Genomic DNA, 25,316 nt, shown 5'->3' with positions numbered 1-25,316 from the left:
CCATGGCAACCGTCACCCTCGAAAAGCTGGTCAAGCGCTATGGCGCCCTCGAAGTGGTCCACGGCATAGACCTCGAAGTGGCCGACCGCGAATTCATCGCCCTTGTCGGCCCCTCCGGCTGCGGCAAGTCGACGACGCTCAGAATGATTGCCGGGCTGGAGCCGATCTCCGGCGGCAACCTGAAGATTGGCGGCCGGATCGTGAATGACCTGCCGCCGCGGGCCCGCAACCTCGCCATGGTGTTCCAGTCCTATGCGCTCTATCCGCACATGACCGTGCGCGAGAACATGGGCTTTTCGCTGAAGATCGCCGGCATGAAGCCGGAGGAAATCGGCCCCCGTGTCGAGGAAGCGGCCCGCACCCTGGACCTCACCGCCCTTCTCGACCGCCGCCCCTCGCAGCTTTCCGGCGGCCAGCGCCAGCGCGTCGCCATGGGCCGCGCCATCGTGCGCGATCCGGAGGTTTTCCTCTTCGACGAGCCGCTGTCGAACCTCGACGCCAAGCTGCGCACCCAGATGCGCACCGAGATCAAGAAGCTGCACGCCAAGGTCCAGTCGACCGTCATCTACGTCACCCATGACCAGGTCGAGGCGATGACGCTCGCCGACCGCATCGTCATCATGCGCGACGGCTATATCGAGCAGGTCGGCTCGCCCGAGGAAGTGTTCCAGCGCCCCAATTCCAAATTCGTCGCCGGCTTCATCGGCTCGCCGCCGATGAACCTCAAGGATGCCGAGATCGATGGTGGCCGGATCGTCTTCGCCAATGGCGAGAGCCTGCCGCTGCCGAAGCAGTTCGCCGACCACGTTTCCGCCGGCCGGAAGGTGACGTTTGGCCTGCGCCCCGACGATCTTTACCCGACCGGGCACGGCATCCATTCCGGCCACGAGACCGATGTGCATGTCCAGGACCTGAAGGTCAGCATCACCGAGCCGCTGGGCAACGAGACGCTGGTCTTCTCCGAATTCGGCGGCCACGAATGGGTCGGCCGCATGCTCAACCCGCGCCCGCTCAAGATGGGCGAAATGCTGGGCTTCTGCTTCGACCTGTCCCAGGCGCATCTGTTCGACCGCGACAGCGGCAAGACGCTGAGGGGCTGATCAATGGCACGGATCGAACGCATCGAGTTGAGAATGGTCGATCTTCGCCCGAAGGTCGAACGCACGGACGCCATCCAGAGCTTCGTCAGCCAGGAGACGCCGCTGGTCACCATCACCGACAGCGACGGCGCAACCGGCACTGGCTACAGCTACACGATCGGGACCGGAGGCTCGTCGGTGATGCGGCTGCTGGCCGACCATCTCAGCCCCCGCCTGATCGGCCGCGATGCCGATAGGATCGAAGCGATCTGGCACGAATTGGAATTTTCGACTCACGCCACGACCATCGGCGCGATCACTGCGATCGCGCTTGCCGCCATCGACACCGCGCTCTGGGACCTGCGGGCCCGCAAGCAGAACCTGCCGCTCTGGAAGCTTGCCGGCGGCGCCAAGGATCGCTGCCCGCTCTACACCACCGAGGGCGGCTGGCTACACCTCCCGGCGGAAGCGCTGGTCGAAGACGCGCTCGACGCCAAGGCCAAGGGCTTTCGCGGCTCGAAGGTCAAGATCGGCAAGCCGCATGGTTCCGAGGACTTTGCCCGGCTTTCCGCCGTGCGCAAGGCGGTCGGCGATGGCTACGAGATCATGACGGACGCCAATCAGGGCCTTGCCGTCGACGAAGTGATCCGCAGGGCCGAGCGTCTACGCGAGCTCGACCTCGCCTGGCTGGAAGAACCTTTGCCGGCCGACGATATCGACGGCCACGTGCGGCTGAACCGTTCGACATCGACCCCGATCGCGGTCGGCGAGTCCCTTTATTCGATCCGCCATTTCCGCGAATATATGCAGAAAGGCGCCTGCTCCATCGTCCAGGTCGACGCCGGCCGGATCGGCGGCATCACGCCGTGGCTCAAGGTTGCCCATGCGGCGGAGGCCTTCGACATGCCGGTCTGCCCGCATTTCCTGATGGAACTGCATGTCAGCCTGACCTGTGCCGTGCAGAACGGAAAATATGTCGAATATATTCCCCAGCTCGACGACATCACTACGTCGCGCCTGGTGATCGAGAACGGCCAGGCGCTGGCACCGACCACCCCGGGTCTCGGCATCGAATGGGACTGGGATGCGATCGAGGGCCGCCGGATTACGGAATTCGACCGGGACATCCGCTAAACGAGGAGGACATCATGCAACGCAAGGGAATGGTGATCGGCGTCAGGCCCGAGAAGATCGATGAATACAAGCGCCTGCACGCCGCCGTCTGGCCGGAGGTGCTTTCGATGATCTCGGCCTGCAACATCAAGAACTACTCGATATTCCTCAAGGAGCCGGAGAACCTTCTCTTCTCCTTCTTCGAATACCACGGCACCGATTTCGCCGCCGACATGGCCAAGATGGCCGCCGATCCGAAAACCCAGGAATGGTGGTCCGTTTGTATCCCCTGCCAGGCAGCGCTCGACACCCGCAAGGAGGGCGAGTGGTGGGCGGAGATGGAAGAGGTGTTCTTCCATGCTTAGCATTGAGGTTGTCAGGCACCCCCCTCTGCCCTGCCGGGCATCTCCCCCTCAAGGGGGGAGATCAGGCGCGGCATTGCGCCCGCTCGACCGCCTAAGTGGCAATGGTGGAGACGGTGCCGGTGTGGCAATCCGGCGCGTCTCGCCGATCTCCCCCCTTGAGGGGGAGATGCCCGGCAGGGCAGAGGGGGGTCTTCCGACCACGACGCCAATGGGAAAAGAGACCCGATGACCTTCGACCCCCACTCCCTCGCCCAGTCCTGGCCGCGGCCCTCCAACCCCCGCCCGATCGTCACCTTCGGCGCCGGCTCGATCGTCAGCGATGCGCATTTTCCGGCCTACGCCAAGGGCGGTTTTCCGATTGCCGGCCTCTACGACCCGGATCAGGACAAGGCCAGGGTGCTGGCCGGCAAATGGGGCGTGAAGGCCTATGCGACCGTGGAAGAGGCAGCCGCCGTCGAGAATGCCGTCTTCGACCTGGCGACCCCGCCGGCCGCCCATGCCCGGGTTCTCTCGGCCCTGCCCGACGGCGCTGCGGTGCTGATCCAGAAACCCATGGGGGCCGACCTTGCCGCGGCGACCGAGATCCTGAAGATCTGCCGGGACAAGAAGCTCAAGGCCGCAGTCAATTTCCAGCTGCGCTTCGCACCGATGATGCTGGCGCTCAAGGATGCGATCGCCAAAGGCCTGCTCGGCGAAGTCGTCGACTTCGACGTCCACCTGGCGCTCGATACGCCCTGGGAGCTCTGGGCTTTCCTCGAAGGCCTGCCGCGCATCGAGATCGCCATGCACTCGATCCACTACCTCGACCTGATCCGTCAGGTGCTCGGTAACCCCAAGGGCGTGCATGCGAAATCGATCGGGCATCCCAGCCACCGGATGGCCCAGACCCGCACCACGGCGATCCTGGACTATGGTGATCGCGTGCGCTGCGCGCTGTCGATCAATCATGATCACAAGTTCGGCCGGAAGCATCAGGCCTGCGAGTTCCGCGTCAGCGGAACGCAAGGCGCCGCTTACATTCAGCTCGGCGTCAACCTCGACTATCCGCGCGGCGAGCCGGACATCCTCGAGATCTATCCCAAGGGCGGCAGCGAATGGGTAACCGTGCCGCTCGACGGCACCTGGTTCCCTGACGCCTTTGTCGGCCGCATGGCCAACCTGCAGCGCTTTGCCGCCGGTGAAGACAGCGAACTCGTCTCTTCGGTCGAGGACGGCTGGATGACGATGGCGCTGGTCGAGGCGCTCTATGCCTCGAACGCCGCCCCCGCCACGCCGCTCGCCGACAGGCCCTGACAAGGAAGACCGCAATGGAACAGCTGAAATACTACGAGGACTACCAGATCGGCGAACAGCGCCAGACCACGGGCCGCACCATCACCGAGACCGATTTCATCGTCCATGCCGGCCACACCGGCGATTTCTTCCCGCACCACATGGATGCGGAATTCGCCAAGACGACGCCCTTCGGGCAGCGCATCGCCCACGGCACCATGGTGTTCTCGATCGGCATCGGGCTCACCGCGTCGGTCATCAATCCGGCGGCCTTCTCCTATGGCTACGACCGGATGCGCTTCATCCGGCCCGTCTTCATCGGCGACACGATCCATACCAGGGTGACGATCCACGCCAAGGAGGACGATCCGAAGCGCGCCGAGGTCGGCCGCGTCGTCGAGCGCACCGAAGTCGTCAACCAGAAGGGCGAGGTCGTGCTCGCCGCCGACCACATCCATATCGTCGAACGCCGGCCGACGGCCGCCTGACCGCGCCGCATCCAGAAAGGAAGATCCCATGTCGCTTTCCCTCAAAGACAAACGCACCCTGATCACGGCCTCGGGCCAGGGGATCGGGCGGGCGAGTGCGCTGGCCTTTGCCCGCGCCGGTGCAAGCGTGGTTGCGACCGACATCAATGCGGAGGCGCTGGGCAGCCTGGCGGCCGAGGCGAAGGCGGAAGGGCTCGTGCTCGAGACCCGCGTGCTCGACGTGCTGAAGGATGCGGCGGTCGAGGCCATCGTCGCCGAGACCGGGCCCTTCGACATCCTGTTCAACTGCGCCGGCGTCGTCCATGGCGGCACGGTGATGGATATGACGGCCGGCGATCTCGACTTCGCCTTCGACCTCAATGTCCGCGCCATGATCCGCACCATCCGCGCCGTCCTGCCCGCCATGCTGGAGCGCGGCGACGGCTCGATCATCAACATGGCCTCGGTCGCATCCAGCGTGAAGGGCGTGCCCAACCGCTGCGCCTACACCGTCACCAAGGCCGCCGTGATCGGGCTGACCAAGTCGGTCGCCGCCGACTATGTGACGCAAGGCATCCGCGTGAACGCCATCTGCCCCGGCACGGTCGAGAGCCCCTCGCTGCAGGACCGCATGCGCGCCCAGGGCGACTATGACGCGGCACGCGCCGCCTTCATCGCCCGCCAGCCCATGGGCAGGCTCGGCACCCCGGAAGAGATCGCCGATCTCGCCGTCTACATCGCCGGCGCCACCTATACCTCCGGCCAGGCCTTCGCCATCGACGGCGGCTGGACCATCTAATTCTTCTGGAAAGGACACCCCCATGAAACTGATGCGCGTCGGCAAGCCCGGCCAGGAAAAGCCCGCCATTCTCGACCGGGACGGCAGGATCCGCGATCTCTCCGCCCATGTGGCCGATATCGGCGGCGTGGCGATCTCGCCCGAGGGGCTTTCGAAGATCGCCGCCCTCGACTTGAGCACGCTGCCGGAACTGTCGGCGGACGGGCGCATCGGCGCTTGCGTCGCCGGCACCGGCAAGTTCATCTGCATCGGGCTCAACTATTCCGACCACGCCGCCGAAAGCGGCATGGCGGTGCCGCCCGAACCCGTCATCTTCATGAAGGCGACGTCGGCGATCGTCGGCCCGAACGACGACGTGCTCATCCCGCGCGGCTCGGAAAAGACCGACTGGGAGGTCGAGCTTGGCGTCGTCATCGGCAAGACCGCCAAGTATGTCTCGCAAGCCGATGCGCTGGACTATGTCGCCGGCTATTGCGTCTCCCACGACGTCTCGGAGCGCGCCTTCCAGACGGAACGCGCCGGCCAGTGGACCAAGGGCAAGTCCTGCGACACCTTTGGCCCGATCGGCCCCTGGCTGGTGACGAAGGACGAGATCGCCGATCCGCAGGCCCTGTCCATGTGGCTGAGCGTCAACGGCGAGAAGAAGCAGAACGGCACCTCGGCCACCATGGTCTACGGCGTCGCCTTCCTCGTCTCCTACCTCAGCCAGTTCATGTCGCTCCATCCCGGCGACGTGATCTCCACCGGCACGCCCCCCGGCGTCGGCATGGGCATGAAGCCGCCGCGCTACCTCAAACCCGGCGACGTCGTCGAACTCGGCATCGACGGGCTCGGAACCCAGAAGCAGACCTTCAAAGCCGACGCTTGAACCCATTCGACAACCAAGGGCCTGATCCCATGACCAAAATTACCAGCCTGCGGTCGGTCGACCTGCGCTTTCCCACCTCCGAGAGCCTCGACGGTTCCGATGCGATGAACCCGGACCCGGATTACTCTGCGGCCTATGTCATCCTCGGCACCGACAAGCCCGGTCTCGAAGGCCACGGCCTGACCTTCACCATCGGCCGCGGCAACGAGATCTGCTGCGCGGCGATCGAGGCCATGAAGCATCTGGTCGTGGGACTGGAACTCGAATGGATCACGGCCAATCCCGGACGCTTCTGGCGCCACGTCACGAGCGACAGCCAGTTGCGCTGGATCGGCCCGGACAAGGGTGCCATGCACTTGGCAACCGGCGCGGTGGTCAATGCCGTCTGGGACCTCATGGCCAAGGCGGCCGGAAAGCCGGTCTGGCGGCTCGTCGCCGAGATGAGCCCGGAGGAAATCCTGTCCATCGTCGACTTCCGCTACCTGACCGACGCGATCACGCCGGACGAAGCGCTGGCGATCCTGAGACACGCCGAGGCGGGCAAGGCCGAACGCATCGCCCTGCTCGAGAATGAAGGCTATCCCTGCTACACGACCTCGGCCGGCTGGCTCGGCTATGACGATGCCAAGCTGCGTCGCCTCTGCCAGGAGGCCGTCGACCAGGGCTTCACCCACATCAAGATGAAGGTCGGCCGCGATCTCGAGGACGACAAGCGCCGCCTCAGGATCGCCCGCGAGGTGATCGGCGACGACCGTTACCTGATGATCGACGCCAACCAGATCTGGGAAGTCGGAGAGGCGATCGACTGGGTGAAGGCGCTTTCGGTCTACAAGCCCTTCTTCATCGAGGAGCCGACCAGCCCCGACGACATCGCTGGCCACAAGACGATCCGCGAGGCAGTCGCTCCGGTGAAGGTTGCGACCGGCGAGATGTGCCAGAACCGCATCGTCTTCAAGCAGATGATCGCCGGCGGCGCGATCGACATCGTGCAGATCGATTCATGCCGGATGGGCGGCCTGAACGAAGTGCTGGCGGTTCTGCTCCTGGCGGCGAAATACGGCCTGCCCGTCTGGCCGCATGCCGGCGGCGTGGGCCTGTGCGAATATGTCCAGCACCTGTCGATGATCGACTACATCGCGGTCTCCGGCACCAAGGACGGCCGCGTGATCGAATATGTCGATCATCTGCACGAGCACTTCATCGACCCCTGCCGGATCGAGAACGCGGCCTATATGCCGCCCACCCTGCCCGGCTTCTCGATCGAGATGAAACCGGAGTCGATCGCCCGCTACCGCTTCACCGGTTGAACTGCAGAATGCCGGAGCCTCCGCAGCCCTGCCCGCGGACGCTCCGGCCAGCAGGAACAGCAGGACTCCGCCATTTCTTTCAGGCCGGGATCTTCTGCACGTCGGCGGAGAAATGACCCGTCCCGGTTCCCTGACCATCGCGATCGAGGAACAGCACCGAAAGCCGCATGGCTCGGGCGAGCGGCAGACCGCGATCGGCACCCAGCACCATCATCGCCGTCGCCCAGGCATCGGCATTCATGCAGGTATCGGCAAGGACCGTGACCGAGGCCGGCGAGGCTGCAAGCGGCATGCCGCGGCGCGGATCCATGGTGTGGGACAGCCGCCGATCGCCGACCTGGACCCAATGACGATAGTCGCCCGACGTGGCCACCGCCGCGTCGGAAAGCGCAAGCACGGAATGGGGCGCGCGCCGCTCGGGGTGGGGGGCCTCCACCGCGATCGCCCAGGGCGAGCCGTCCGGCTGGTTGCCGAGCGCCCGCAACTCGCCGTCGATGGCGAGCAAGGCCCCTTGTATGCCGAAAGCACGGGCGGTCTCGCACAGGCGATCGACGCCGTAACCCTTGGCGATGCCGTTCAGGTCGAACGCCATCTGCTCGCGCTTGCGGGCGCGCGATTGCGTCCTGTCGAGTTCGAGAACTTCATGGGCCGGGCGCCGCACCCGCTCGCGGGCGCCGCGAATGCGTTCCGGGTCGGCAGCCTCTGCTCCAAAGCCCCAGGCCGTGACGGCATCGCCCATGCCGATGTCGAAGGCCCCACCCGAGGCCCGGCCGATGGCGAGACCGGTTTCCAGCACCTGCATCAGGCGCGGCGGCAGGCGGACCCATTCACCGGGCGAGGCAAGGCTCAGGCGGTTGATGTCGCTCTCCGGCTTCCACGTGGACATTTGTGAATCCACCTCGGCGACCGCCGCCGCCATCGCGGCCTCGACGGGTCCCGGGTCGAAGTCGGCCGGCGCATGGAACAGGGCGGACCAGCGGGTGCCCATGGTCGGCCCGTTCAGCGCGTGGCGATGAAGGTCAATAAACGTCTTCCGCATAACGTCCCTCCGCTTTCAGTGTTGCAAGGGTCAGCCCCTGAGGCGCCAGGATGTCGCTCAGCGCACTGGCGACGCCTGCCGCCATCTCGCGACCGCCGCAGACCATGACCTGGGCACCGGCCGTCACCAGCTTCGCCACGCGAGAAGCGTCCTTGCGCAGGGCGTCCTGTACGTAGATCGGCCGCGACCCGCGGGAATAGGCATGGGTGACCGAAGCCAAGCGCCCATCCTGCTGCCAGCCCGTCAGTTCTTCCGAATAGAGCGCATCGCTGGAGGGATGGCGTGCACCGAAATAGAGGTGCATCGGGCGCAGGGATCGGTTGGCGCGGGCAAAGCCTGCAAGCGGACCGATACCCGTACCGGCGCCGATCAGCAGCACGGGGGCCTTGCCGCGCAGCGGCCGGAAGCCCGGATTGCGGCGCAGGAACGCGTGCACGCTGTCCCCCGGCTCCAGCATGGTGAGCTGGCTGGAGCAAAGACCGCCCGGATGCCGCCGCACGCAGATCTCGAGGAAACCGTCGCGGCTTCCCGACGCCAGCGAATAGAGACGCGGCAGGTAGGAACCTTCGGGAAGGATGCCGACGAGATCACCCGCCTCGAAACGGGGAAACCCCTGACCAGCCAGCCTTTGCCAGAACGAAACCTTCGGCAGGGCGAAGCGCAGGATGGCTGTCGTCGCCTGGACGTCGGCGCCATAGTCGCGTCGCGACAGCAGGCGCAGTTCCAGGGTCTTCGGTGCCACCGCCTGGTGATTGAGTTCGAAGGCGAGGCCGAGCGCTTGTGCCAGATCCCGGCCCCAGCGGGCGAAATCCTGCGGCGACTGCCGGTCGACCGTGTCCATCGGCAGGAGCTGGCGCCAGCCCTTGGCCTCGGCCGCACCGACGATCTCCGCCGCGTAAGAGCAGAAGGCGGGGAACGACCGATCGCCGAAACCGAGGACGGCGAGCGGAGCCTCGGGCGCCGACGGCAGGGCGGCAAGCCGCTGGAGGAAACCATGGGCCGAAGACGGTGCCTCGCCGTCGCCATAGGTGGCGGCGAGCAGGACGATCCGTTTCGCCCGAGGCCAGCGAGCGGGTTCGAAGGCCGACATGGGGCCGACATGGACTTTTTCTCCCGCGGAGGTGAGGGCGGCGCGGAGCGTTTCCGCAAAGCCCCAGGTGGTGCCGCCTTCGCTGCCGACAAGCACGATGGTGTCAGCCTCGTCGGCGGGCACGGAGGCGCTCTTGCGATCCTTTCGTCCGCGGAGCCAGAGGCGGATACCCGACCAGCTCATGACCGGCACAGCGAGCGCCGACAGGCCGAGCAGAAGACCGAGCACGGACGCGCCCTGCCCCGTATGCAGCATGATGATGAACTCGGAGACCGACGCCCATGCACCGGCATCCGACCAGGCAAGCAATGCACCGGTTCCCTGATCCAGATACCCCTCGCCGGCGGTCGTCTTCAGCGTGAAGACGTCGTTCTTGTCGCCGGCAACCGGGAAGGTCAGCTTTCGCAGATCGGCGATCGGCGTCTGCTGCAGGAGTTCGATGGAGGCCGGAGCAAGCCCGGTCCGCCCGCTGACATCGGCGGGGAAGGCCGGCGCGCCGGCGCCTTCCGGAACGAAGCCGAAGGTCGACGCCGTCATCCACAGGGCGGTGAGCGAAGACAGCATCAGGCCGGCGACCGAAAACCGGGCGATCGAGGCATGCAGCCTGCCGTCGCCACGACCGCGCGGAGATGCGAAGATATGGCGCCAGCCGCCGGCACGCCGCGCAAGAAGCGCAAGCCCGGAGATCGACATCGCCAGCATCGCGGCCGCCCCGATTGCAGCCACGATCCGCCCGGCATCATCGAGGAAGAGCGAACGGTGAAGATTGGTCAGCCAGCGCTGCAAGGCAGACGTATCGGCACTGCCGATGGCTGCCCCGGTCGAGGGATCAATCACGGCTGCCGCCGGCTGATCGCCTTCGTAATAGTAGGCGGTGATCCGGCCGGACGGCGCCTGCCGGATCTGCTCCACCGTCGGCTCAGCAGCCTGAACGCGCGCAGCGAGTTCCGCCACGCTGATCGCCGGCGCGGCCGGCGAACTTGCGGATTCGAGCGCGGGAAAGAGCGAGAGCGCCGTCCCGCTGACCGCAATGACGCACAGGAGCAAGGCGGCGATCAGCCCTGGCCAACGGTGAAGCGACCGGATCATGGCGGGACCTTCCCTCTCAGAGCTTGTAGTTGAAGTCGGCGATGTAGCGGCTGCCCTGAACCGCCTGGCCGGAGCCGTTCACGGTCAGCGGAACGACGATTTCCGAGGGGCTGTCGCGCATGTCCTCAACGGCGGCATCGATGTGCAGCTCGTAGCCCGCATCGAAGAGGGTGTCGGCAAGGTCGAGCGTGACGCTCAGCGAGCGCCCGGCGCCGACGCTTGCGCCGGTGATGCCGCTGATTTCGGCCGTATCCCCGCCGGTGGCACGGTACCAGCCGCTCAGATGCTCGTAGTAGCGGGCCTTTCCGCCCGCCAGCCACAGACTGCCGACATAGGTGCCGTCGGCGTCGGTGACGTAATAGGCGAGATAGGCTCCGTCACCGCCGTAGTTCTTCAGGTTCGTGGTGAGGGTCACGTCGCGCGCCATGGCCAGACCCGGCAAGGTCAGCGCGGTGGTGATGGAGAGAATGGCAAGAAGAGATTTCATCGTCTGGCTCCGTATGGATCTGGAAGGAGGATCAGTTCACCTGAACCTGGGGGGCACTGCCCTCGAGGATCAGACCGTTCTTCGGCGGCGGCATGGTGCCGACCCGGCCCGGGTTGTTCTGGCCGCCGCGGCGCTGCCCATCGTCGTCGTCATCTTCATCTTCATCGTCATCTTCACCGTCTTCATCTTCATCATCGTCATCATGGCGGTCGTGTCCGTGACCGGACTTCCTCCAACTGAGGTAGCCGCCTTCATCTTCGTCCTCGTCATCGTCGACCAGCACCAGGGGAGCGTTTGCTCCGGTGGTCGCAGTCGTGTTCGAGAGACGAACGAGGGGGCCGGCACCACTCGCGAAGGCAGCGAGAACGCCACCGGTTGCGACCGTTGCCAGAAGCAGGATGCGCAGGTTTTTCATGATGGACTCCTTGGGTTCGTGGTTTGAATTCGTCGTTTGGTATCGTTGGCGAAGCTGTGGACGCGAAAGAAATGGCGGATCTCGCTGATCGCTTCCTGACACCGTCGTGAAATCCGCTTCAGCTTGACGTCAGCATTCGAGGCACTCAGCGATGATGATGGTTGACCTCGATCTCGAGGATCTCGAGCGTCGCGGGGTCGATCATCGCTTCGAAGCGCTTGCCCTCGGCATCGGTCACGTGGACTTCGTAGCAACCGTCGTCGATCTTGATGCGATCGAGCCTCCAGCCGCGCGCCTCGACCATGGCGCGCACCGCCTCGCGCGGTTGCCAGTTGGCCATGGGAATGTTGCAGTCGTCGCTGGCCAATGCGGTGCTGGCCGCAAGTGCGATGAGCGCCGCCGTCACGGCGGATCTGGCTGTCATTGTCTGCCTCCTTGTCGGCTATGGCGCCCTATGTCGCGCCGCAAGCTGACGGACGCCTTAAGGTCTGGGCGGCGTTGCTTCAGCTTCCCGTCAGGTCAGCAATGGATTAGAGATCGAATGAACAAGGGGCCGAGAGCCAGAGATGCGAATCCTGCTGATTGAGGACGACACCGTGCTGGGGGCTGCCGTGCGCGACCAGATCGCGGCCGACGGCCATTCCGTCGACTGGGTCATGCGCCTGGACGCGGCGGGCGACGCGCTGGCCGCTGCCGCCTATGACCTGGTTCTGCTCGACCTGATGCTGCCCGACGGCCGCGGTATCCCCTTCCTGAAAACCCTGCGGGGTCGCGGCGACGTGACGCCGGTCATCATCCTGACGGCGCTCGACCAGGTCTCCGACCGGATCGGCGGACTGAACGCCGGCGCCGACGACTATCTGGTGAAACCTTTCGACCTCGCAGAACTCTCGGCGCGCATCGGCTCCGTTGCACGGCGATACACCGGCAATCCCAATCCGATCATCACGCTCGGCCCGCTGCAGATCGATCTTGCCGCACGCAGCATTGTCGGCAACGGCAAATCCATCGGCCTGACGGCGCGCGAATGGGTGCTGTTCGAAGCCTTCCTGCAGCGGCCGGGGCAGTTGTTGTCCAAGGCCCAGCTCGAGGAGCGGCTCTACTCCTTCGACACGGAAATCGACAGCAATGCGATCGAGGTTCATGTCAGCCGCCTGCGCAAGAAGCTCGGCGCACACGTCATCGAAACGGAACGGGGTCTCGGCTACCGTCTGGGCCGGCCATGAGACTTCCCCGTTCGCTTCAGGCCCGGTTGGCCCTGGCCGTCGGATTGCCGATCACGGTGTTGTGGCTCGCCGCCGCCTCTGTCACGACGCACCGCCTCGGTCACGAGATGGAGGAAGTCTTCGATAAGGGCCTCCAGGCAACGGCGGAACGCATCCTGCCGCTCGCCGTCCACGATCTGCGTCGTGGGCGAGAGGACGATGATGACGATGGCGAAGACCGCGATCAACATATCGGTCGGCTAAGCCGGGGTGACGAGGCCGTGACCTACCTCGTTCGTGATCGGCAAGGTCGCGTGCTGCTGCGCGCGGAAGGTGCTGCCGATGCCGATTTCCCGCCCTTTGACGGAAGCGGTTTCCGCCAGACCGCGACGCACCGCTTGTACTACGACGCTGCCCTTGATGGGGATCTCACTATCGCGGTCGCCGAACCGCTCGATCATCGCCAGGAAATGTCGCGCGGGATGCTGATCGCCCTGATCCTTCCGCTGATCGTGGTCATCCCGCTCAGCCTCCTGGCCATCGTGGCGGCGGTCCGACGCGGGTTCCGTCCGGTACGCACGCTGCGCCAAGACCTGGCAAAACGCGGCGCCCAGGACCTCTCGGCCCTGCCCGACAGCGGTCTTCCAACAGAACTCGAACCGATCATCGGCGCGGTCAACCAGTTGCTCGACCGCCTGCGGGCCGCGTTCGAGGCGGAGCGCGCCTTTGCCGCAAGCGCCGCTCATGAACTGCGCACCCCGGTCGCAGGCGCCATTGCCCAGGCCCAGCGCCTGCGAACGGAAACCGACGACGTCCAGGCCCGGCAGCGCGCGACCGACATCGAAACGACCCTCAAGCGGCTGATGCGGATGTCGGAGAAGCTGATGCAACTCGCCCGGGCCGAGGGAAGCCGCCTCGAGCTCGACGAAGCTTCGGATCTGCGCATTGTCGTCCGTCTGGTGGCGCAGGACTTCACCCGCTCCGGCTCGGGCGTCGGGCGGATTGACGTCGTCCTGCCCGACGTGCCGGTCCTGTCCGCCCTCGACCCGGATGCCTTCGGCATCCTGTGCCGCAACCTGATCGAGAATGCGTTGCGTCACGGGGCGCCTGACCGCCCCATTACTGTCACGCTCGATGCCGGCGGTTCGCTCTCCGTCTGCAACGAGGGAGCGGCCCTGCCGCCCGAAGCCGTCGAACGGCTGATGCAACGATTCGAACGCGGTTCCGCCACCACGGAAGGCAGCGGACTTGGCCTTGCCATCGTCAAGGCCATTGCAGACCGGGCCGGCGCGACCATCACCGTCACATCGCCGCTCTCGGAAACCAAGGGAGGGGTGAAGGTCTCCGTCCTGTTTCCCCTCACGATTGCCAGATAGAAGGCAATATCCTGGTGGTTAACGGCGGCGAGGCCGCCATCTGATCCGATCGCGACTGAGGAACGGGTCCCCCTTGGGCCAATTACCCCTGCTGCGGGTAAGAGATGATGGACAGGTATCGGGCCGGCAGCTTGACCAGTTCCTCGGGCCCGTGCGGCGCATCCGCGTCGAAGAACAGGCTGTCGCCCGGCTGCATCCGGTAGAGGCTCTCGCCATGGCGATAGACCACCTCGCCTTCCACCATGTAGAGGAACTCCATGCCCTCGTGCTGGAAGGTCGGGAAGATGTCCGATTCCGCGTTGAGCGTGATGAGATAGGGCTCCACCGCCACGCCCGACGTGTTGTTCTCGATATGGCCGAGCAGACTGTAGTGGTGGCCGGCGCGCGTGCCGCGCCGCTCGATGTCCACGCCCTCGCCCGCCTTGACGAAGCTGGCGCTCTTCGGCTCCTCATAGCCGCGAAAGAAGGCGGTGATCGGCACGCTGAGCGCGGTGGAGAGCGACTGCAGGGTGTTGAGCGAGGACGAGATATTGCCGTTCTCGATCTTCGACAGCATGCCGACCGACATGCCGGTGGCGGAGGCCAGGTCGGCGACCGTCAGCCCGAGCTTCTTGCGATAGGTGCGCACCTCGTGGCCGATCGCCATTTCCAGCGTGTTGGCCCGCGGTTCGCGCACGGCATGGGGATTCTGCGCCAGAACCGCCTTGGCAACCTTCGCCGCCTTTGCCGCATTCTTCCTGTCCACCGTCATCTCTCCCTCACTCCCGGTTCGCGCGCCGAACCGCCTTTGTCTCATCTACGCTCTAACGGATTTCGGCTGGATGCCAAAACGCTGTTTGTAGGCCCGCGAAAAATGCGAGGCGCTCGAAAAGCCGGTGGCAAAGGCGACCTCCGAAATGGCGAGAGGGCTCTGCTCGAGAAGCTTGCGGGCATGATCGAGCCGGATATTGCGGTAACTCTCGAGGAAACCGGCCGGCATCTGTTCGGCAAACAGGCGGTCGAGATGGCGCGGACTGATGCCCGCCAGGCGCGCCATGTCGCGGCGGGAAAGCGGATTTTCGATCGTCGTTTCCATCGTCTCCAGCACCGTGACGAGGGCCGGATGATGCGTGCCGAAGCGTTCCGTCGACGAGCCCCTTTGCGGCCCGCCAGGCTCGGCGACGGCGGTGTGAAGATACCAGTCGCTGACCCGCCGCGCGAAGGCCTGACCCATGCGCCCGGCAATCAGCGCATGCATCATGTCGAGCGGTGCGATGCCGCCGCCGCAGGTGATGCGATCACCGTCCAGCACGTAGCGCGCCTGGCGCGGGACAAGCTTTGGGAAGGCTTCGGCCAGGGCCGGCGCGTGCTCCCAGTGGATGGTGAAGTCTCGGCCGTCCAGTAGGCCGGATGCGGCAAGCAGGTACGAACCGCTGGAAATGCCGCCGATCCGAACGCCCTGGCGCGAAAGCCTCCGCAAGGCTGGATGCAGGCCTGCCGCCTGCTTCCAGTCTTCGGGGTTGCCGCCAGCGACGACGAAGATCGTGTGATAGTCGCTGCCGGCCCCGGCTATGTCCCGGCAGGGGATGGCAAAGCCCGCGGAGGATAATACGGGCCGCCCGCCGATCGAGAGCGGGACGACCTCATAGCGCGGGGTCTGGGCGATCAGATTGGCCGCGCGCAACGGCTCGGTTGCCGATGCATAGGACATCAGCGCGAAGTTGGGGGTCAGCACAAAACCATAGCGGTGCGTCGAAGAAGGCGAAACATCTGTCACGGCCCATTTCTATCCTTATCCGTCTCTTTTGTGCAATTCATAAAACTCGTCGCGGACGTATGCTGCGGGTCTCCTCCAATCAGCAGGCGGCACTGATGCGCTATTCCGCTCTTTCGATTTTCCTCAACGGCCTGCGCGGCAACAGGAACTGGGCCGCCCATTGGCGCCAGCCGGACCCTAAGCCGCATTACGACGTGGTGATCGTCGGCGGCGGCGGACACGGGCTATCGACCGCCTATTATCTTTCCAAGGTCTTCGGGATCAGGAACATCGCCGTGGTCGAGAAAGGCTATATCGGCTCCGGCAATGTCGGCCGCAACACCACGATCATCCGCTCGAACTATCTACTGCCGGGCAACAACCCGTTCTACGAACTGTCGATGAAGCTCTGGGAGGGACTGGAACAGGACTTCAACTTCAACGCCATGGTGTCGCAGCGCGGCGTGCTGAACCTCTACCATTCCGACGCCCAGCGCGACGCCTATACCCGACGCGGTAATGCCATGCGGCTGCACGGCGTGGACGCCGAACTGCTGGATCGCGAGGCGGTCAAGGCGAAGCTGCCCTTCCTCGACTATGACAATGCCCGCTTCCCCATCCAGGGCGGCCTCTTGCAGCAGCGCGGCGGAACGGTGCGCCACGATGCGGTGGCCTGGGGCTATGCCCGCGGCGCCGACGCGCATGGCGTCGACATCCTCCAGAACTGCGAAGTCACCAGCATCCGCCGTGAAAACGGCAAGGCGGTCGGCGTCGAGACGACCCGCGGCTTCATCGGCTGCAACAAGCTCGCGCTCGCTGCCGCCGGCAATTCCTCGCGCGTCACCGAGATGGTCGAGCTCAAGCTGCCGATCGAGAGCCATGTGCTTCAGGCATTCGTCTCCGAAGGGCTGAAGCCTTTCATCGACTGCGTCGTCACCTTCGGCGCCGGGCACTTCTACGTCTCGCAGTCGGACAAGGGCGGCCTCGTCTTCGGCGGCGACATCGACGGCTACAATTCCTATGCCCAGCGCGGCAATCTGGCGACCGTCGAGCATGTCGCGGAAGCCGGCAAGGCGATGATCCCGGCGCTGTCGCGCATCCGGGTCCTGCGCTCCTGGGGCGGCATCATGGACATGAGCATGGACGGTTCGCCGATCATCGACAAAGTCCATCTCGACAATCTCTATCTGAATTCCGGCTGGTGCTATGGCGGATTCAAGGCGACGCCCGCATCGGGCTATTGCTTCGCCCACCTGATCGCCCGCGAAGAACCGCACGAGACCGCCCGGGCTTTCCGCCTCGACCGGTTCCGCCGCGGTTACGTGATCGACGAAAAGGGCCAGGGCGCCCAGCCGAACCTGCATTGAAGGACGAGTGCCATGGCCAGCCGCATCCCCTGCCCCCATTGCGGGCTTCGACCCAAGGAAGAATTCACCGTCAGGGGCGAGGCCCTTGCCCGCCCCTCGCCCGATGCCGGCCCTGACGTCTGGTACGACTATGTCTATCTTCGCGACAATCCGCGCGGAGCCTATCAGGAATTCTGGCACCACACATCGGGTTGCCGCCGCTGGCTCGTGGTTTCCCGCGATACCGCCACCCATGAAATCCACGGCAGCCGCGACGCCGCCGACAAGGCCGAGGTGAGCGCATGACTTCCTATCGTCTGGCAAAGGGCGGACTGATCGACCGGGCAAGACCGCTTTCCTTCACCTTCGACGGCAGGTCGATGCAGGGTCTCGAAGGCGACACGCTGGCGTCTGCCCTGCTCGCCAACGGCCAGCGGCTAATCGGCCGCAGCTTCAAGTATCACCGCCCGCGCGGCATCCTGACGGCAGGTGCGGCCGAACCCAATGCGCTGATGACCATCGGCCGCGGCGGACGCACCGAACCGAACACCCGCGCCACGATGCAGGAACTCTACGAGGGCCTGGAAGCAAGGAGCCAGAACCGGTGGCCGTCACTGGAACACGACATCGGCGCGATCAATGGCCTGCTGTCGCCCTTCCTCTCCGCCGGCTTCTACTACAAGACCTTCATGTGGCCGGGCGCGCTCTGGGAGAAGTTTTACGAGCCCGTCATCCGCAAGGCGGCGGGCCTGGGAAAGGCAACCTATGAAGCCGATCCGGACGCTTACGAAAAGTGCTGGGCGCATTGCGACCTGCTGGTGGTCGGCGCCGGCCTGACCGGACTCACCGCGGCACTGGCCGCCGGCCGCGCCGGCGCGCGCGTCATCCTCGTCGATGAGAACGCCAAGCTCGGTGGTTACCTGCTGAGCGACGCGGCCCTTATCGACAGCCAGCCCGCCGCCGCTTTCGCCGCAGGCATCATCGCCGAGCTTGAGAGCCTGCCGAATGTCGAGCTCCTGCCCCGCACGACCGCCTTCGGCTGGTATGACGGCAATGTCTTCGGCGCGGTCGAGCGGGTTCAGAAGCATGTGGCGTTGCCTGCATCCAACCGCCCGGTCGAACGGCTATGGCGTATCGCCGCGAAGAAGGCGATCCTTGCCACCGGCGCCGAGGAACGGCCGCTGGTGTTCGGCGGCAACGACATTCCCGGCGTGATGATGGCCGGCGCCATGCGCAGCTATCTGAACCGCTACGGCGTCGCCCCGGGCAAGAAGACCGCGGTCTTCACCACCAACGACAGCGGCTACGCGCTTGCCGCCGACCTCGAAGCGGCCGGCATCGAAGTGGCAGCCCTGATCGACAGCCGGCGCGACGCAGCCATCGCCTATGCCGGCAAGGCCCGGCTGGTGCGCGGCGGCTTCGTCGCCAATGCCGAGGGCGGCAAGTCCCTGGCGAGCATCGAACTCTGGCGCGAGGGCCAGACCGAAAGGCTGGACGTCGACAGCCTCGCCATGTCCGGCGGATTCAGCCCGATCATCCATCTCGCCTGCCACCGTGGCGGCAAGCCGCAATGGTCGGACACCCATTCCGCCTTCCTCGCACCGGACGGGCTCAAAGATCTGGTTCTGGCCGGTTCGGCAGCCGGCATCATAGGGCTGAGTGCTGCGTTTTCCTCCGCGCTGCAAGCGGCCAATGCTGTCCTGGCCGATCTTGGCATGGGCCAAGCGTCGCTCGATGTGCCGGAAATTGAAACCGACATCGCCCCCATACCGGCGAAACCGCTCTGGTCGATCCCGGGCATCAAGAGCAAGGCCTTCGTCGATTACCAGAACGACGTACACCTCAAGGACCTTGGTCTCGCCGTTCGGGAAGGCTACGGCCATGTCGAGCTTGCCAAGCGCTACACCACCAACGGCATGGCGACCGACCAGGGCAAGCTGTCCAACGTCAACGCCATCGGCCTGCTCGCCGAAGCCCGGCGCATCTCGCCGGCCGAGGTTGGCACGACGACGTTCCGTCCGTTCTACACACCGGTCTCCTTCGGCGCGCTGGCCGGCACCTCGCATGGCAAGGACTTCCAGCCGGTGCGCAAGTCGCCACTGCACGACTGGGCGGCAAAGAACGGCGCGACCTTCGTGGAGACGGGCCTCTGGTATCGCTCTGCCTGGTTCCCGAGGGCCGGCGAAACCGGCTGGCGCCAGAGCGTCGATCGCGAAGTCCTCAACGTCCGCGCCAATGCCGGCCTCTGCGATGTGTCCATGCTCGGGAAGATCGAGGTCTGCGGACCGGATGCGGCGGAATTTCTCAACCGCGTCTATTGCAACGGCTTCCTCAAGCTTCCCGTCGGCAAGGCGCGTTACGGGCTCATGCTGCGGGAGGACGGCTTCATCTACGATGACGGCACGACGAGCCGGCTTTCGGAAAACCGCTATTTCATGACCACCACAACCGCCTATGCGGCGGGCGTGATGAACCATCTCGAATTCTGTGCCCAGGCGCTGTGGCCGGAACTCGACGTGCGGCTCGCCTCGGTCACCGACCAGTGGGCGCAGATGGCCCTTGCCGGACCGAAAGCCCGTTTGATCCTGCAAAGGATCGTCGACGAGGACATTTCCGACGAGGCCTTCCCCTATCTGGCGGCGAAGGAGGTCTCACTCTTTGGCGCCCGTCTCAAGGGCCGGCTCTTCCGCATCTCCTTCTCCGGCGAACTCGCCTATGAACTGGCCGTGCCGGCAGACTTCGGCGAAAGCGTCGCCGACGCGGTGATGGAGGCCGGCAAGGGGCACGGCATCTGCGCCTACGGCATCGAGGCGCTGGCCGTCCTGCGCATCGAGAAGGGCCATGTCACCCACAACGAGATCAACGGCACCGTCGTGCCGGCCGATCTTGGCTTCGCCAAGATGGTGTCGGCGGCAAAGACCGATTTCATCGGCAAGCACATGCTGTCGCGCGAGGGCCTGACCGATCCGGATCGCCCGCAGCTCGTCGGCGTCGTGCCGCTCGATCCCGCAACGTCCTTCCGCACGGGATCACATATCCTCGCGAAGGACGCGGCGGCCAACCTGGAAAACGATCAGGGCTACGTCACCTCCAGTTGTTTTTCGCCGCATCTCGGCTCGACCATCGGCCTCGCCCTGGTCAAGGGCGGCGCCTCCCGCCATGGCGAAGAGGTTCTCGCCTGGAACGGCCTGCGCAACGAGTTCACCCCCGCCCGCCTGACCAGCCCGGTCTTTTTCGATCCTGAAAACGAGAAGCTCCATGTCTGACGCGCTCATGTCCGATTTTCCGCTGACCCGCCGCCCGGCGGTGGATGCCGTCGAGCCGATCCGCTTCGGCGCCCTGACGCTCGAGATCGTCACCGAGGGCTCGGTCCTGCAACTGCTCGGCCAGCCGGGAATATTCGATGCCGCCGCCGCCAGCGCCGCACTCGCCCCCTTGGCTCCGAATGCCCTTCGTGCAACCGGGCCGGGCCAGTGGTTTCTCGTCTCGGACGAGGCAGCCGACATCGACCAGATCGCCGCAAGGCTCGCGGGCATCGCCCATGTCGTGGACCAGACCCATGGCCGCACCCGGCTGCGCATCCGTGGTCCTGAGGTTCGCCGGGTGCTTGCCAAGGGCACCGCCGTAGACCTGCACCGGCAAGCCTTTGCGGTCGGCCATGCAACGATGACGCTGATCGGCCATATCGGCGCCAACCTCGCCCGAACCGGCGAAGACGAGTTCGAGCTTCTGGTGCTGCGCGGATTTGCCGAAAGCCTGTGGCATGAACTCAAGGTCATGAGCGCCGAATTCGCCTGATCCGCCACGACTTCCTTCCGCGCGAAGCTGGCAGGATGCTCGCAAGTAGCGGCCAATACCGCAGGCTCCCAACAGGAGGCTTGCGGCTCACGCAATTTTGGTAGACCATAATACCGAATGCAGAGTTGCTGCGGTATGTGGATGGCCAGATGACAAATTCTTCGACCGAGGGCGCGATCCGCGTCGAAAGACCCTCCAAGACCTTGCGCGAACTGGCGCTCGAAAAGGTCCGGGACGCCATCTTCAGCGGCCATTTCAGGCCGGGCGACCGTCTGGTCGAGCGGGACCTCTGCATGCAGCTCGGCGTCAGCCGCACCATCGTGCGCGAAGTCCTGCGCCATCTGGAATCCGAGGGACTGGTGTCCAACCCCGCAAACAAGGGGCCAATCGTCGCGCGGCTCGACCTCGACGAAGCCCGGCAGATCTACGAGATTCGCGGCGCGCTGGAAGGCATGGCGGCCCGGCTCTGCGCCAAAAAGCGCGACCCCGCGATCGTCGCGGAGCTGGAGAAGGCGCTGGCCGACATTCGTCAAGCCTATGACGACAACGACATGGCCCAGGTTCTCTCCCACACCACCCGGTTTTACGAAACGCTGTTCACCAGCATCGACCGCCACGTCGCCTGGGGCGTGGTGAAGCTGATGATGGTCCGCATCAACCACCTGCGCTCCATGACCATCAAGACCGAGCGCCGATCGGTGGAGGGCCCGGCGCAGATGCAGAAGATCGTCGATGCCATCCGTGCCGGCGACGGAGTAGCGGCCGAACACGCCGCCGCCGAACATGTTCAACGTGCCGCCTCGATTGCCGAGGCAGTGTTGCGCGAGCAGATGGCGGCCGCAGGCTGACCCACCGCTTTGCGGGCCATCGCGATTGCGTGCGCGATGCAGGAACAATCAGGGTTCAGTTCGTCGGGCGACATCTTCGTCCGGCACGATGGGTTGCGTTCGAAATTTTCGTAGAAAGAAAAAAACATTCCCTTCCGACAAGTCGCTTGACTCACTCATATCATGGTATACCATAATACCATCAAGAGATGAGACGCGACCATGACCCTTCAGATACGCAAGACTTTGCTGCAGATTGAAACCACGCTGATCGAAGGCGGAAAGCAGGCGGCCACTCCGCTGAAGCTCTTTTCGGCCTTCGCTGTGGTGAAGAACCCCTGGGCCGGCCGCGGCTTCGTCGAGGATCTCAAGCCGGAAATTCACGAGGCGGCCCCGATCCTCGGTGAACTGCTGACCAGGATGATCCTCGACGCCGTCGGCTCCGGCGAGGCGGTGGAGGCCTATGGCAAGACGGCAGTGGTCGGGCTCGACGGCGAGCTTGAGCATGCATCGGCGCTGATCCACACCCTGCGCTTCGGCAACCACTACCGCACGGCGGTCGGCGCCAAATCCTATCTCGCCTTCTGCAATACGCGCGGCCCGGCGAATGCGCCGGTCATGATCCCGCTCATGGACAAGAACGACGAAGGGCGCCGCTCGCACTACCTGACCATCCAGACCTCCATTCCCGATGCCCCGGCGGCGGACGAGATCGTCATCGGCCTTGGCGCATCGGTCGGCGGTCGTCCGCACCACCGGATCGGCGACCGCTACCAGGATCTCAGGGATCTTGGCCAGGACGTCCAGAATCCGGCCGGCGTCTGAGCGGAGCAGGGACGATGGCCGTGGTCAGTTCCCCCCTCGCAGCAAAGGCGCTTCCGCCCATCGAGCGCAGGGTCACGCTGGACGGCACGGCCTATAGCGACACGGGACAGGGCGAACCACTCGTTCTGATTCATGGCGTCGGCATGCGGCTCGACGCATGGACGCCGCAGATCGACGCATTGAGCCGCACCCATCGCGTCATCGCAGTCGACATGCCCGGCCATGGCCGAAGCGCGGCGCTGCCGGGCGGCAGTGATCTCAAGGCCTTCGTCGCCTGGCTCGGCCGCTTCATCGATGCGCTCTCGCTCGGCAGTGTCAATCTCGCCGGCCACTCCATGGGCGCCCTGATTACCGGCGGCGCGGTATCGACCTTTCCCGAACGCATTCGCCGGGTCGCGCTGCTGAACGGCGTCCATCGCCGGGATGCCGCCGCCAAAAGCGCCGTGCTGGAACGGGCCGCGTCGATCGCATCGACCGGCATCGACATCGACGGCCCGGTGAAGCGCTGGTTTGCCGATGATGCGGCCAGCGCCCTGGCCCGCGAGCTGACGAGAGAGTGGCTGAGTCTGATGGACGTCGGCGCCTATGCGACCGCCTACAGTGCCTTTGCCGGAGGCGACGCGATGTATGCGGACCGGTGGAGCGAAGTGACCTGCCCTGCCCTTTTCCTGACCGGCTCGGACGATCCGAACTCGACGCCGGCCATGGCGCAGACGATGGCGGCACTTGCTCCGCGCGGCTACGTCCGGATCATCGACGGACACCGCCACATGGTCAACCTGACGGCACCGGACGAGGTCAACCGTCTGCTCCTCGAATGGCTGCAACTGCCGGAGGTCCCCGCATGACCACGACCGCCTTCGATCCGCGCGCCCTGCGCGATGCCTTCGGCGCCTTCGCCACCGGCGTGACCGTCGTCACCACGGTCGGGCCGGATGGTGCGCCCCTCGGCTTCACGGCCAATTCCTTCAGCTCGGTCTCGCTCGACCCGCCCTTGCTGCTGATCTGCCTCGCCCGGACCTCGCGCAATTTCGCGGCGATGACGGAGGCGAAGGGCTTTGCGGTCAACATCCTGTCCGACAGCCAGAAGGACGTCTCCAACACCTTCGCCCGCCCGGTCGAGGATCGTTTTGCCACCGTCGACTGGGCTTTCGGGCCGCATGGCTCTCCGGTGCTTGCCGATGTGGCGGCGTGGCTCGACTGCCGCCTCGAACAGGTGATCGAAGCCGGGGATCATGTCATCCTGCTCGGCCGCGTCGAGGCGTTCGGCAACAGCGGACGCAACGGTCTGGGCTATGTGCGCGGCGGCTACTTTACGCCCACGCTGGCCGGCAGGGCCGTATCCGCGGCGAGCGAGGGCCACCTGCACCTCAGTGCGGTAGTCGAGCGAGCCGGCGAAATTCTGCTGGTGGGCGACGATGCCAGAGACCTCCCGGGCTGTGTCGTCGATCAGGGCGAGCCGCTCGATGTGCTCAGATCCTATCTCGAACAGCTCACCGGACTGCCGATCACCATCGGCTTCCTCTATTCCGTCTACGAGGGGTCGAGCGACGGTCGTCAGCACATCGTCTACCGGGCCTTTGCCGGCGAAGGCAAGGAGCGCGGCGGCACCTTCGTCGGGCTGGAGCAGCTCGCCGACGAAAAGCGCGGCGGCTCGGCCACGGCCGATATCCTGAACCGCTACGTCATGGAAAGTTCGATCGGAAACTTCGGCGTCTATTTCGGCAACGAGACAGCCGGCCGCGTCCATTCAATCGCCAGGAAGGCATCCGCATGAAGTTCTCGCTTTTTGTCCATATGGAACGGCTGGACGCCAGCCAGAACCACAAGAGCCTCTACGAGGAATTCGTCCAGCTCTGCGAGATTGCCGACAAGGGCGGCATGCACGCGATCTGGACCGGCGAGCACCACGGCATGGACTTCACCATCGCCCCCAATCCCTTCGTGACCATCGCCGATCTGGCGCGCCGCACGAAGAACGTACGCCTCGGCACCGGCACGGTCATCGCCCCCTTCTGGCATCCGATCAAGCTCGCCGGCGAAGCCGCCATGACCGACATCATCACCGATGGCCGGCTCGACCTCGGCATCGCCCGCGGCGCCTACAATTTCGAATACGAACGCTTGATGCCGGGTCTCGACGCCTGGGGCGCCGGCCAGCGCATGCGCGAGCTGATCCCGGCCGTCAAGGGTGTGTGGGACGGCGACTACGCCCATGACGGGGAGTTCTGGAAGTTTCCGGCGACGACCTCCGCGCCGAAACCGCTGCAGGCGCCGATCCCGATCTGGGTCGCCGCCCGCGACCCGAATTCGCACGAGTTCGCCGTGGCCAACGGCTGCAACGTCCAGGTCACCCCGCTGTGGAACGGCGATCCGGAAATCGAAAGCCTGATGGGCCGCTTCAATGCGGCATGCGAGAAGGCACCGGACGTCTCCCGTCCGAAGATCATGCTTCTCCTGCACACCTATGTCGGCTCCGACAGCGACGACCTCGCCCAGGCGTCCAGGGAGTTGAGCATCTACTACAATTACTTCTTCGCCTGGTTCAAGAACGAGAAACCGATCCATCAGGGCCTGATCGAACGACTGACCGAGGAGGAGATGGCGGCGAATGCCAATCTGTCTCCGGAGGTGATGCACAAGAACCTTCCCGTCGGCACAGCCGACGAAGTGATCGCCCGCCTCAAGGCCTATGAGGCGATGGGTTATGACGAATATTCCTTCTGGATCGACACCGGCATGAGCTTCGAGCGCAAGAAAGCCTCGCTCGAACGCTTCATCCGCGATGTCATGCCGGCCTTTTCGGAGTAGCAC

The 25,316-nt window shown here is 65.1% G+C and carries 26 protein-coding genes; 19 read left to right on the top strand and 7 right to left on the bottom strand.

Features of this window, described 5'->3' with window-relative positions:
* Positions 1-2: 2 nt before the first annotated feature.
* The 8 genes from AC07Y0_RS00790 (at position 3) to AC07Y0_RS00755 (ending at position 7,270) form a co-directional block, all read left to right on the top strand.
* Positions 3-1,100 carry an ABC transporter ATP-binding protein gene (locus AC07Y0_RS00790; RefSeq protein WP_498673576.1) on the top strand — a complete coding sequence of 366 codons (1,098 nt, stop codon included), beginning with the start codon at positions 3-5 and terminating at the stop codon, positions 1,098-1,100.
* Positions 1,101-1,103: 3 nt separating this feature from the next.
* Positions 1,104-2,213 (top strand): mandelate racemase/muconate lactonizing enzyme family protein, encoded by a 1,110-nt coding sequence (locus AC07Y0_RS00785; protein WP_498673575.1) that lies wholly within the window; start codon positions 1,104-1,106, stop codon positions 2,211-2,213.
* Between the two features lie 14 nt (positions 2,214-2,227).
* Positions 2,228-2,557 (top strand): L-rhamnose mutarotase, encoded by a 330-nt coding sequence (locus tag AC07Y0_RS00780; protein ID WP_498673572.1) that lies wholly within the window; start codon positions 2,228-2,230, stop codon positions 2,555-2,557.
* Positions 2,558-2,782: 225 nt separating this feature from the next.
* Positions 2,783-3,850, top strand: coding sequence for a Gfo/Idh/MocA family protein (locus AC07Y0_RS00775; RefSeq protein ID WP_498673570.1), 1,068 nt, complete (start codon positions 2,783-2,785; stop codon positions 3,848-3,850).
* A 14-nt stretch (positions 3,851-3,864) separates the two neighbouring features.
* Positions 3,865-4,317, top strand: coding sequence for a MaoC/PaaZ C-terminal domain-containing protein (locus AC07Y0_RS00770; RefSeq protein ID WP_498673569.1), 453 nt, complete (start codon positions 3,865-3,867; stop codon positions 4,315-4,317).
* A gap of 28 nt (positions 4,318-4,345) precedes the next feature.
* Positions 4,346-5,095 (top strand): SDR family oxidoreductase, encoded by a 750-nt coding sequence (locus AC07Y0_RS00765; protein ID WP_498673567.1) that lies wholly within the window; start codon positions 4,346-4,348, stop codon positions 5,093-5,095.
* Between the two features lie 22 nt (positions 5,096-5,117).
* Entirely contained in the window at positions 5,118-5,963 is an 846-nt protein-coding gene (locus AC07Y0_RS00760) for a fumarylacetoacetate hydrolase family protein (protein ID WP_498673565.1), read from the top strand.
* Positions 5,964-5,992: 29 nt separating this feature from the next.
* Entirely contained in the window at positions 5,993-7,270 is a 1,278-nt protein-coding gene (locus AC07Y0_RS00755; RefSeq protein ID WP_498673563.1) for an L-fuconate dehydratase, read from the top strand.
* A 79-nt stretch (positions 7,271-7,349) separates the two neighbouring features.
* Here the strand turns inward: AC07Y0_RS00755 and AC07Y0_RS00750 are convergent, their stop codons facing one another.
* From AC07Y0_RS00750 to AC07Y0_RS00730, 5 genes are all read right to left on the bottom strand, one after another.
* On the bottom strand, positions 7,350-8,309 hold the full coding sequence (locus AC07Y0_RS00750) for an FAD:protein FMN transferase (protein WP_498673561.1): 960 nt from the start codon (positions 8,307-8,309) through the stop codon (positions 7,350-7,352).
* Complete coding sequence (locus AC07Y0_RS00745) at positions 8,290-10,488, bottom strand: PepSY domain-containing protein (protein ID WP_498673558.1); 2,199 nt, start codon at positions 10,486-10,488, stop codon at positions 8,290-8,292. The genes AC07Y0_RS00750 and AC07Y0_RS00745 overlap by 20 nt, the downstream gene beginning before the upstream one ends.
* A gap of 16 nt (positions 10,489-10,504) precedes the next feature.
* Complete coding sequence (locus AC07Y0_RS00740; protein WP_498673557.1) at positions 10,505-10,975, bottom strand: DUF2271 domain-containing protein; 471 nt, start codon at positions 10,973-10,975, stop codon at positions 10,505-10,507.
* Positions 10,976-11,006: 31 nt separating this feature from the next.
* Positions 11,007-11,390, bottom strand: a complete 384-nt coding sequence (locus AC07Y0_RS00735) for a hypothetical protein (RefSeq protein ID WP_498673555.1) — start codon at positions 11,388-11,390, stop codon at positions 11,007-11,009.
* 145 nt (positions 11,391-11,535) lie between these two features.
* The gene (locus AC07Y0_RS00730) at positions 11,536-11,814 is read right to left on the bottom strand and encodes a PepSY domain-containing protein (protein WP_498673553.1); all 279 of its coding nucleotides are present in this window, start codon (positions 11,812-11,814) and stop codon (positions 11,536-11,538) included.
* Positions 11,815-11,956: 142 nt separating this feature from the next.
* Here AC07Y0_RS00730 and AC07Y0_RS00725 point away from each other — a divergent pair, with 142 nt between their 5' ends.
* Positions 11,957-12,616, top strand: coding sequence for a response regulator transcription factor (locus AC07Y0_RS00725; RefSeq protein ID WP_498673551.1), 660 nt, complete (start codon positions 11,957-11,959; stop codon positions 12,614-12,616).
* Entirely contained in the window at positions 12,613-13,971 is a 1,359-nt protein-coding gene (locus AC07Y0_RS00720) for an ATP-binding protein (RefSeq protein WP_498673549.1), read from the top strand. The genes AC07Y0_RS00725 and AC07Y0_RS00720 overlap by 4 nt, the downstream gene beginning before the upstream one ends.
* 82 nt (positions 13,972-14,053) lie before the next feature.
* Here AC07Y0_RS00720 and AC07Y0_RS00715 read toward each other — a convergent pair whose 3' ends face one another.
* Together AC07Y0_RS00715 and AC07Y0_RS00710 are read right to left on the bottom strand one after the other, a co-directional pair.
* Positions 14,054-14,722: a helix-turn-helix domain-containing protein gene (locus AC07Y0_RS00715; RefSeq protein WP_498673547.1), complete on the bottom strand. Its 669-nt coding sequence runs from the start codon at positions 14,720-14,722 to the stop codon at positions 14,054-14,056.
* A gap of 45 nt (positions 14,723-14,767) precedes the next feature.
* Complete coding sequence (locus tag AC07Y0_RS00710; RefSeq protein WP_498680153.1) at positions 14,768-15,661, bottom strand: GlxA family transcriptional regulator; 894 nt, start codon at positions 15,659-15,661, stop codon at positions 14,768-14,770.
* A gap of 161 nt (positions 15,662-15,822) precedes the next feature.
* On the opposite strand from AC07Y0_RS00710, the gene AC07Y0_RS00705 reads away from it, so the two are divergent.
* The 9 genes from AC07Y0_RS00705 to AC07Y0_RS00665 all read left to right on the top strand — a co-directional run bounded on the left by AC07Y0_RS00705 (position 15,823) and on the right by AC07Y0_RS00665 (position 25,313).
* Positions 15,823-17,073, top strand: coding sequence for a sarcosine oxidase subunit beta family protein (locus AC07Y0_RS00705; RefSeq protein WP_498673545.1), 1,251 nt, complete (start codon positions 15,823-15,825; stop codon positions 17,071-17,073).
* 12 nt (positions 17,074-17,085) lie between these two features.
* The gene (locus AC07Y0_RS00700; protein WP_498673543.1) at positions 17,086-17,358 is read left to right on the top strand and encodes a sarcosine oxidase subunit delta; all 273 of its coding nucleotides are present in this window, start codon (positions 17,086-17,088) and stop codon (positions 17,356-17,358) included.
* Positions 17,355-20,318, top strand: coding sequence for a sarcosine oxidase subunit alpha (locus AC07Y0_RS00695; RefSeq protein WP_498673541.1), 2,964 nt, complete (start codon positions 17,355-17,357; stop codon positions 20,316-20,318). The genes AC07Y0_RS00700 and AC07Y0_RS00695 overlap by 4 nt, the downstream gene beginning before the upstream one ends.
* Positions 20,311-20,850, top strand: a complete 540-nt coding sequence (locus AC07Y0_RS00690; RefSeq protein ID WP_498673539.1) for a sarcosine oxidase subunit gamma — start codon at positions 20,311-20,313, stop codon at positions 20,848-20,850. Before AC07Y0_RS00695 ends, AC07Y0_RS00690 begins: the two co-directional genes overlap by 8 nt.
* Before the next feature lie 149 nt (positions 20,851-20,999).
* On the top strand, positions 21,000-21,698 hold the full coding sequence (locus AC07Y0_RS00685; protein ID WP_498673537.1) for a GntR family transcriptional regulator: 699 nt from the start codon (positions 21,000-21,002) through the stop codon (positions 21,696-21,698).
* Between the two features lie 201 nt (positions 21,699-21,899).
* A complete protein-coding gene (locus AC07Y0_RS00680) occupies positions 21,900-22,502 on the top strand; it encodes an amino acid synthesis family protein (protein WP_498673535.1) in 603 nt (200 codons plus the stop codon).
* A gap of 14 nt (positions 22,503-22,516) precedes the next feature.
* Positions 22,517-23,350, top strand: a complete 834-nt coding sequence (locus AC07Y0_RS00675; protein ID WP_498673534.1) for an alpha/beta fold hydrolase — start codon at positions 22,517-22,519, stop codon at positions 23,348-23,350.
* Entirely contained in the window at positions 23,347-24,279 is a 933-nt protein-coding gene (locus AC07Y0_RS00670; RefSeq protein WP_498673532.1) for a flavin reductase family protein, read from the top strand. The genes AC07Y0_RS00675 and AC07Y0_RS00670 overlap by 4 nt, the downstream gene beginning before the upstream one ends.
* Positions 24,276-25,313, top strand: coding sequence for an LLM class flavin-dependent oxidoreductase (locus AC07Y0_RS00665; protein WP_498673530.1), 1,038 nt, complete (start codon positions 24,276-24,278; stop codon positions 25,311-25,313). Before AC07Y0_RS00670 ends, AC07Y0_RS00665 begins: the two co-directional genes overlap by 4 nt.
* Positions 25,314-25,316: the final 3 nt, after the last annotated feature.

The organism is Allorhizobium sp. GW101-3B10 (assembly GCF_059424725.1).
Note: the sequence above shows the minus strand (reverse complement) of the source record. Positions and strands in the feature narration are given on the sequence as shown.

Coding starts and splice junctions, on each gene's coding strand:
- AC07Y0_RS00790 (WP_498673576.1), top strand. CDS start 3: ATGGCAACCGTCACCCTCGAAAAGCTGGTCAAGCGCTATGGCGCCCTC.
- AC07Y0_RS00785 (WP_498673575.1), top strand. CDS start 1,104: ATGGCACGGATCGAACGCATCGAGTTGAGAATGGTCGATCTTCGCCCG.
- AC07Y0_RS00780 (WP_498673572.1), top strand. CDS start 2,228: ATGCAACGCAAGGGAATGGTGATCGGCGTCAGGCCCGAGAAGATCGAT.
- AC07Y0_RS00775 (WP_498673570.1), top strand. CDS start 2,783: ATGACCTTCGACCCCCACTCCCTCGCCCAGTCCTGGCCGCGGCCCTCC.
- AC07Y0_RS00770 (WP_498673569.1), top strand. CDS start 3,865: ATGGAACAGCTGAAATACTACGAGGACTACCAGATCGGCGAACAGCGC.
- AC07Y0_RS00765 (WP_498673567.1), top strand. CDS start 4,346: ATGTCGCTTTCCCTCAAAGACAAACGCACCCTGATCACGGCCTCGGGC.
- AC07Y0_RS00760 (WP_498673565.1), top strand. CDS start 5,118: ATGAAACTGATGCGCGTCGGCAAGCCCGGCCAGGAAAAGCCCGCCATT.
- AC07Y0_RS00755 (WP_498673563.1), top strand. CDS start 5,993: ATGACCAAAATTACCAGCCTGCGGTCGGTCGACCTGCGCTTTCCCACC.
- AC07Y0_RS00750 (WP_498673561.1), bottom strand. CDS start 8,309: ATGCGGAAGACGTTTATTGACCTTCATCGCCACGCGCTGAACGGGCCG.
- AC07Y0_RS00745 (WP_498673558.1), bottom strand. CDS start 10,488: ATGATCCGGTCGCTTCACCGTTGGCCAGGGCTGATCGCCGCCTTGCTC.
- AC07Y0_RS00740 (WP_498673557.1), bottom strand. CDS start 10,975: ATGAAATCTCTTCTTGCCATTCTCTCCATCACCACCGCGCTGACCTTG.
- AC07Y0_RS00735 (WP_498673555.1), bottom strand. CDS start 11,390: ATGAAAAACCTGCGCATCCTGCTTCTGGCAACGGTCGCAACCGGTGGC.
- AC07Y0_RS00730 (WP_498673553.1), bottom strand. CDS start 11,814: ATGACAGCCAGATCCGCCGTGACGGCGGCGCTCATCGCACTTGCGGCC.
- AC07Y0_RS00725 (WP_498673551.1), top strand. CDS start 11,957: ATGCGAATCCTGCTGATTGAGGACGACACCGTGCTGGGGGCTGCCGTG.
- AC07Y0_RS00720 (WP_498673549.1), top strand. CDS start 12,613: ATGAGACTTCCCCGTTCGCTTCAGGCCCGGTTGGCCCTGGCCGTCGGA.
- AC07Y0_RS00715 (WP_498673547.1), bottom strand. CDS start 14,722: ATGACGGTGGACAGGAAGAATGCGGCAAAGGCGGCGAAGGTTGCCAAG.
- AC07Y0_RS00710 (WP_498680153.1), bottom strand. CDS start 15,661: ATGTCCTATGCATCGGCAACCGAGCCGTTGCGCGCGGCCAATCTGATC.
- AC07Y0_RS00705 (WP_498673545.1), top strand. CDS start 15,823: ATGCGCTATTCCGCTCTTTCGATTTTCCTCAACGGCCTGCGCGGCAAC.
- AC07Y0_RS00700 (WP_498673543.1), top strand. CDS start 17,086: ATGGCCAGCCGCATCCCCTGCCCCCATTGCGGGCTTCGACCCAAGGAA.
- AC07Y0_RS00695 (WP_498673541.1), top strand. CDS start 17,355: ATGACTTCCTATCGTCTGGCAAAGGGCGGACTGATCGACCGGGCAAGA.
- AC07Y0_RS00690 (WP_498673539.1), top strand. CDS start 20,311: ATGTCTGACGCGCTCATGTCCGATTTTCCGCTGACCCGCCGCCCGGCG.
- AC07Y0_RS00685 (WP_498673537.1), top strand. CDS start 21,000: ATGACAAATTCTTCGACCGAGGGCGCGATCCGCGTCGAAAGACCCTCC.
- AC07Y0_RS00680 (WP_498673535.1), top strand. CDS start 21,900: ATGACCCTTCAGATACGCAAGACTTTGCTGCAGATTGAAACCACGCTG.
- AC07Y0_RS00675 (WP_498673534.1), top strand. CDS start 22,517: ATGGCCGTGGTCAGTTCCCCCCTCGCAGCAAAGGCGCTTCCGCCCATC.
- AC07Y0_RS00670 (WP_498673532.1), top strand. CDS start 23,347: ATGACCACGACCGCCTTCGATCCGCGCGCCCTGCGCGATGCCTTCGGC.
- AC07Y0_RS00665 (WP_498673530.1), top strand. CDS start 24,276: ATGAAGTTCTCGCTTTTTGTCCATATGGAACGGCTGGACGCCAGCCAG.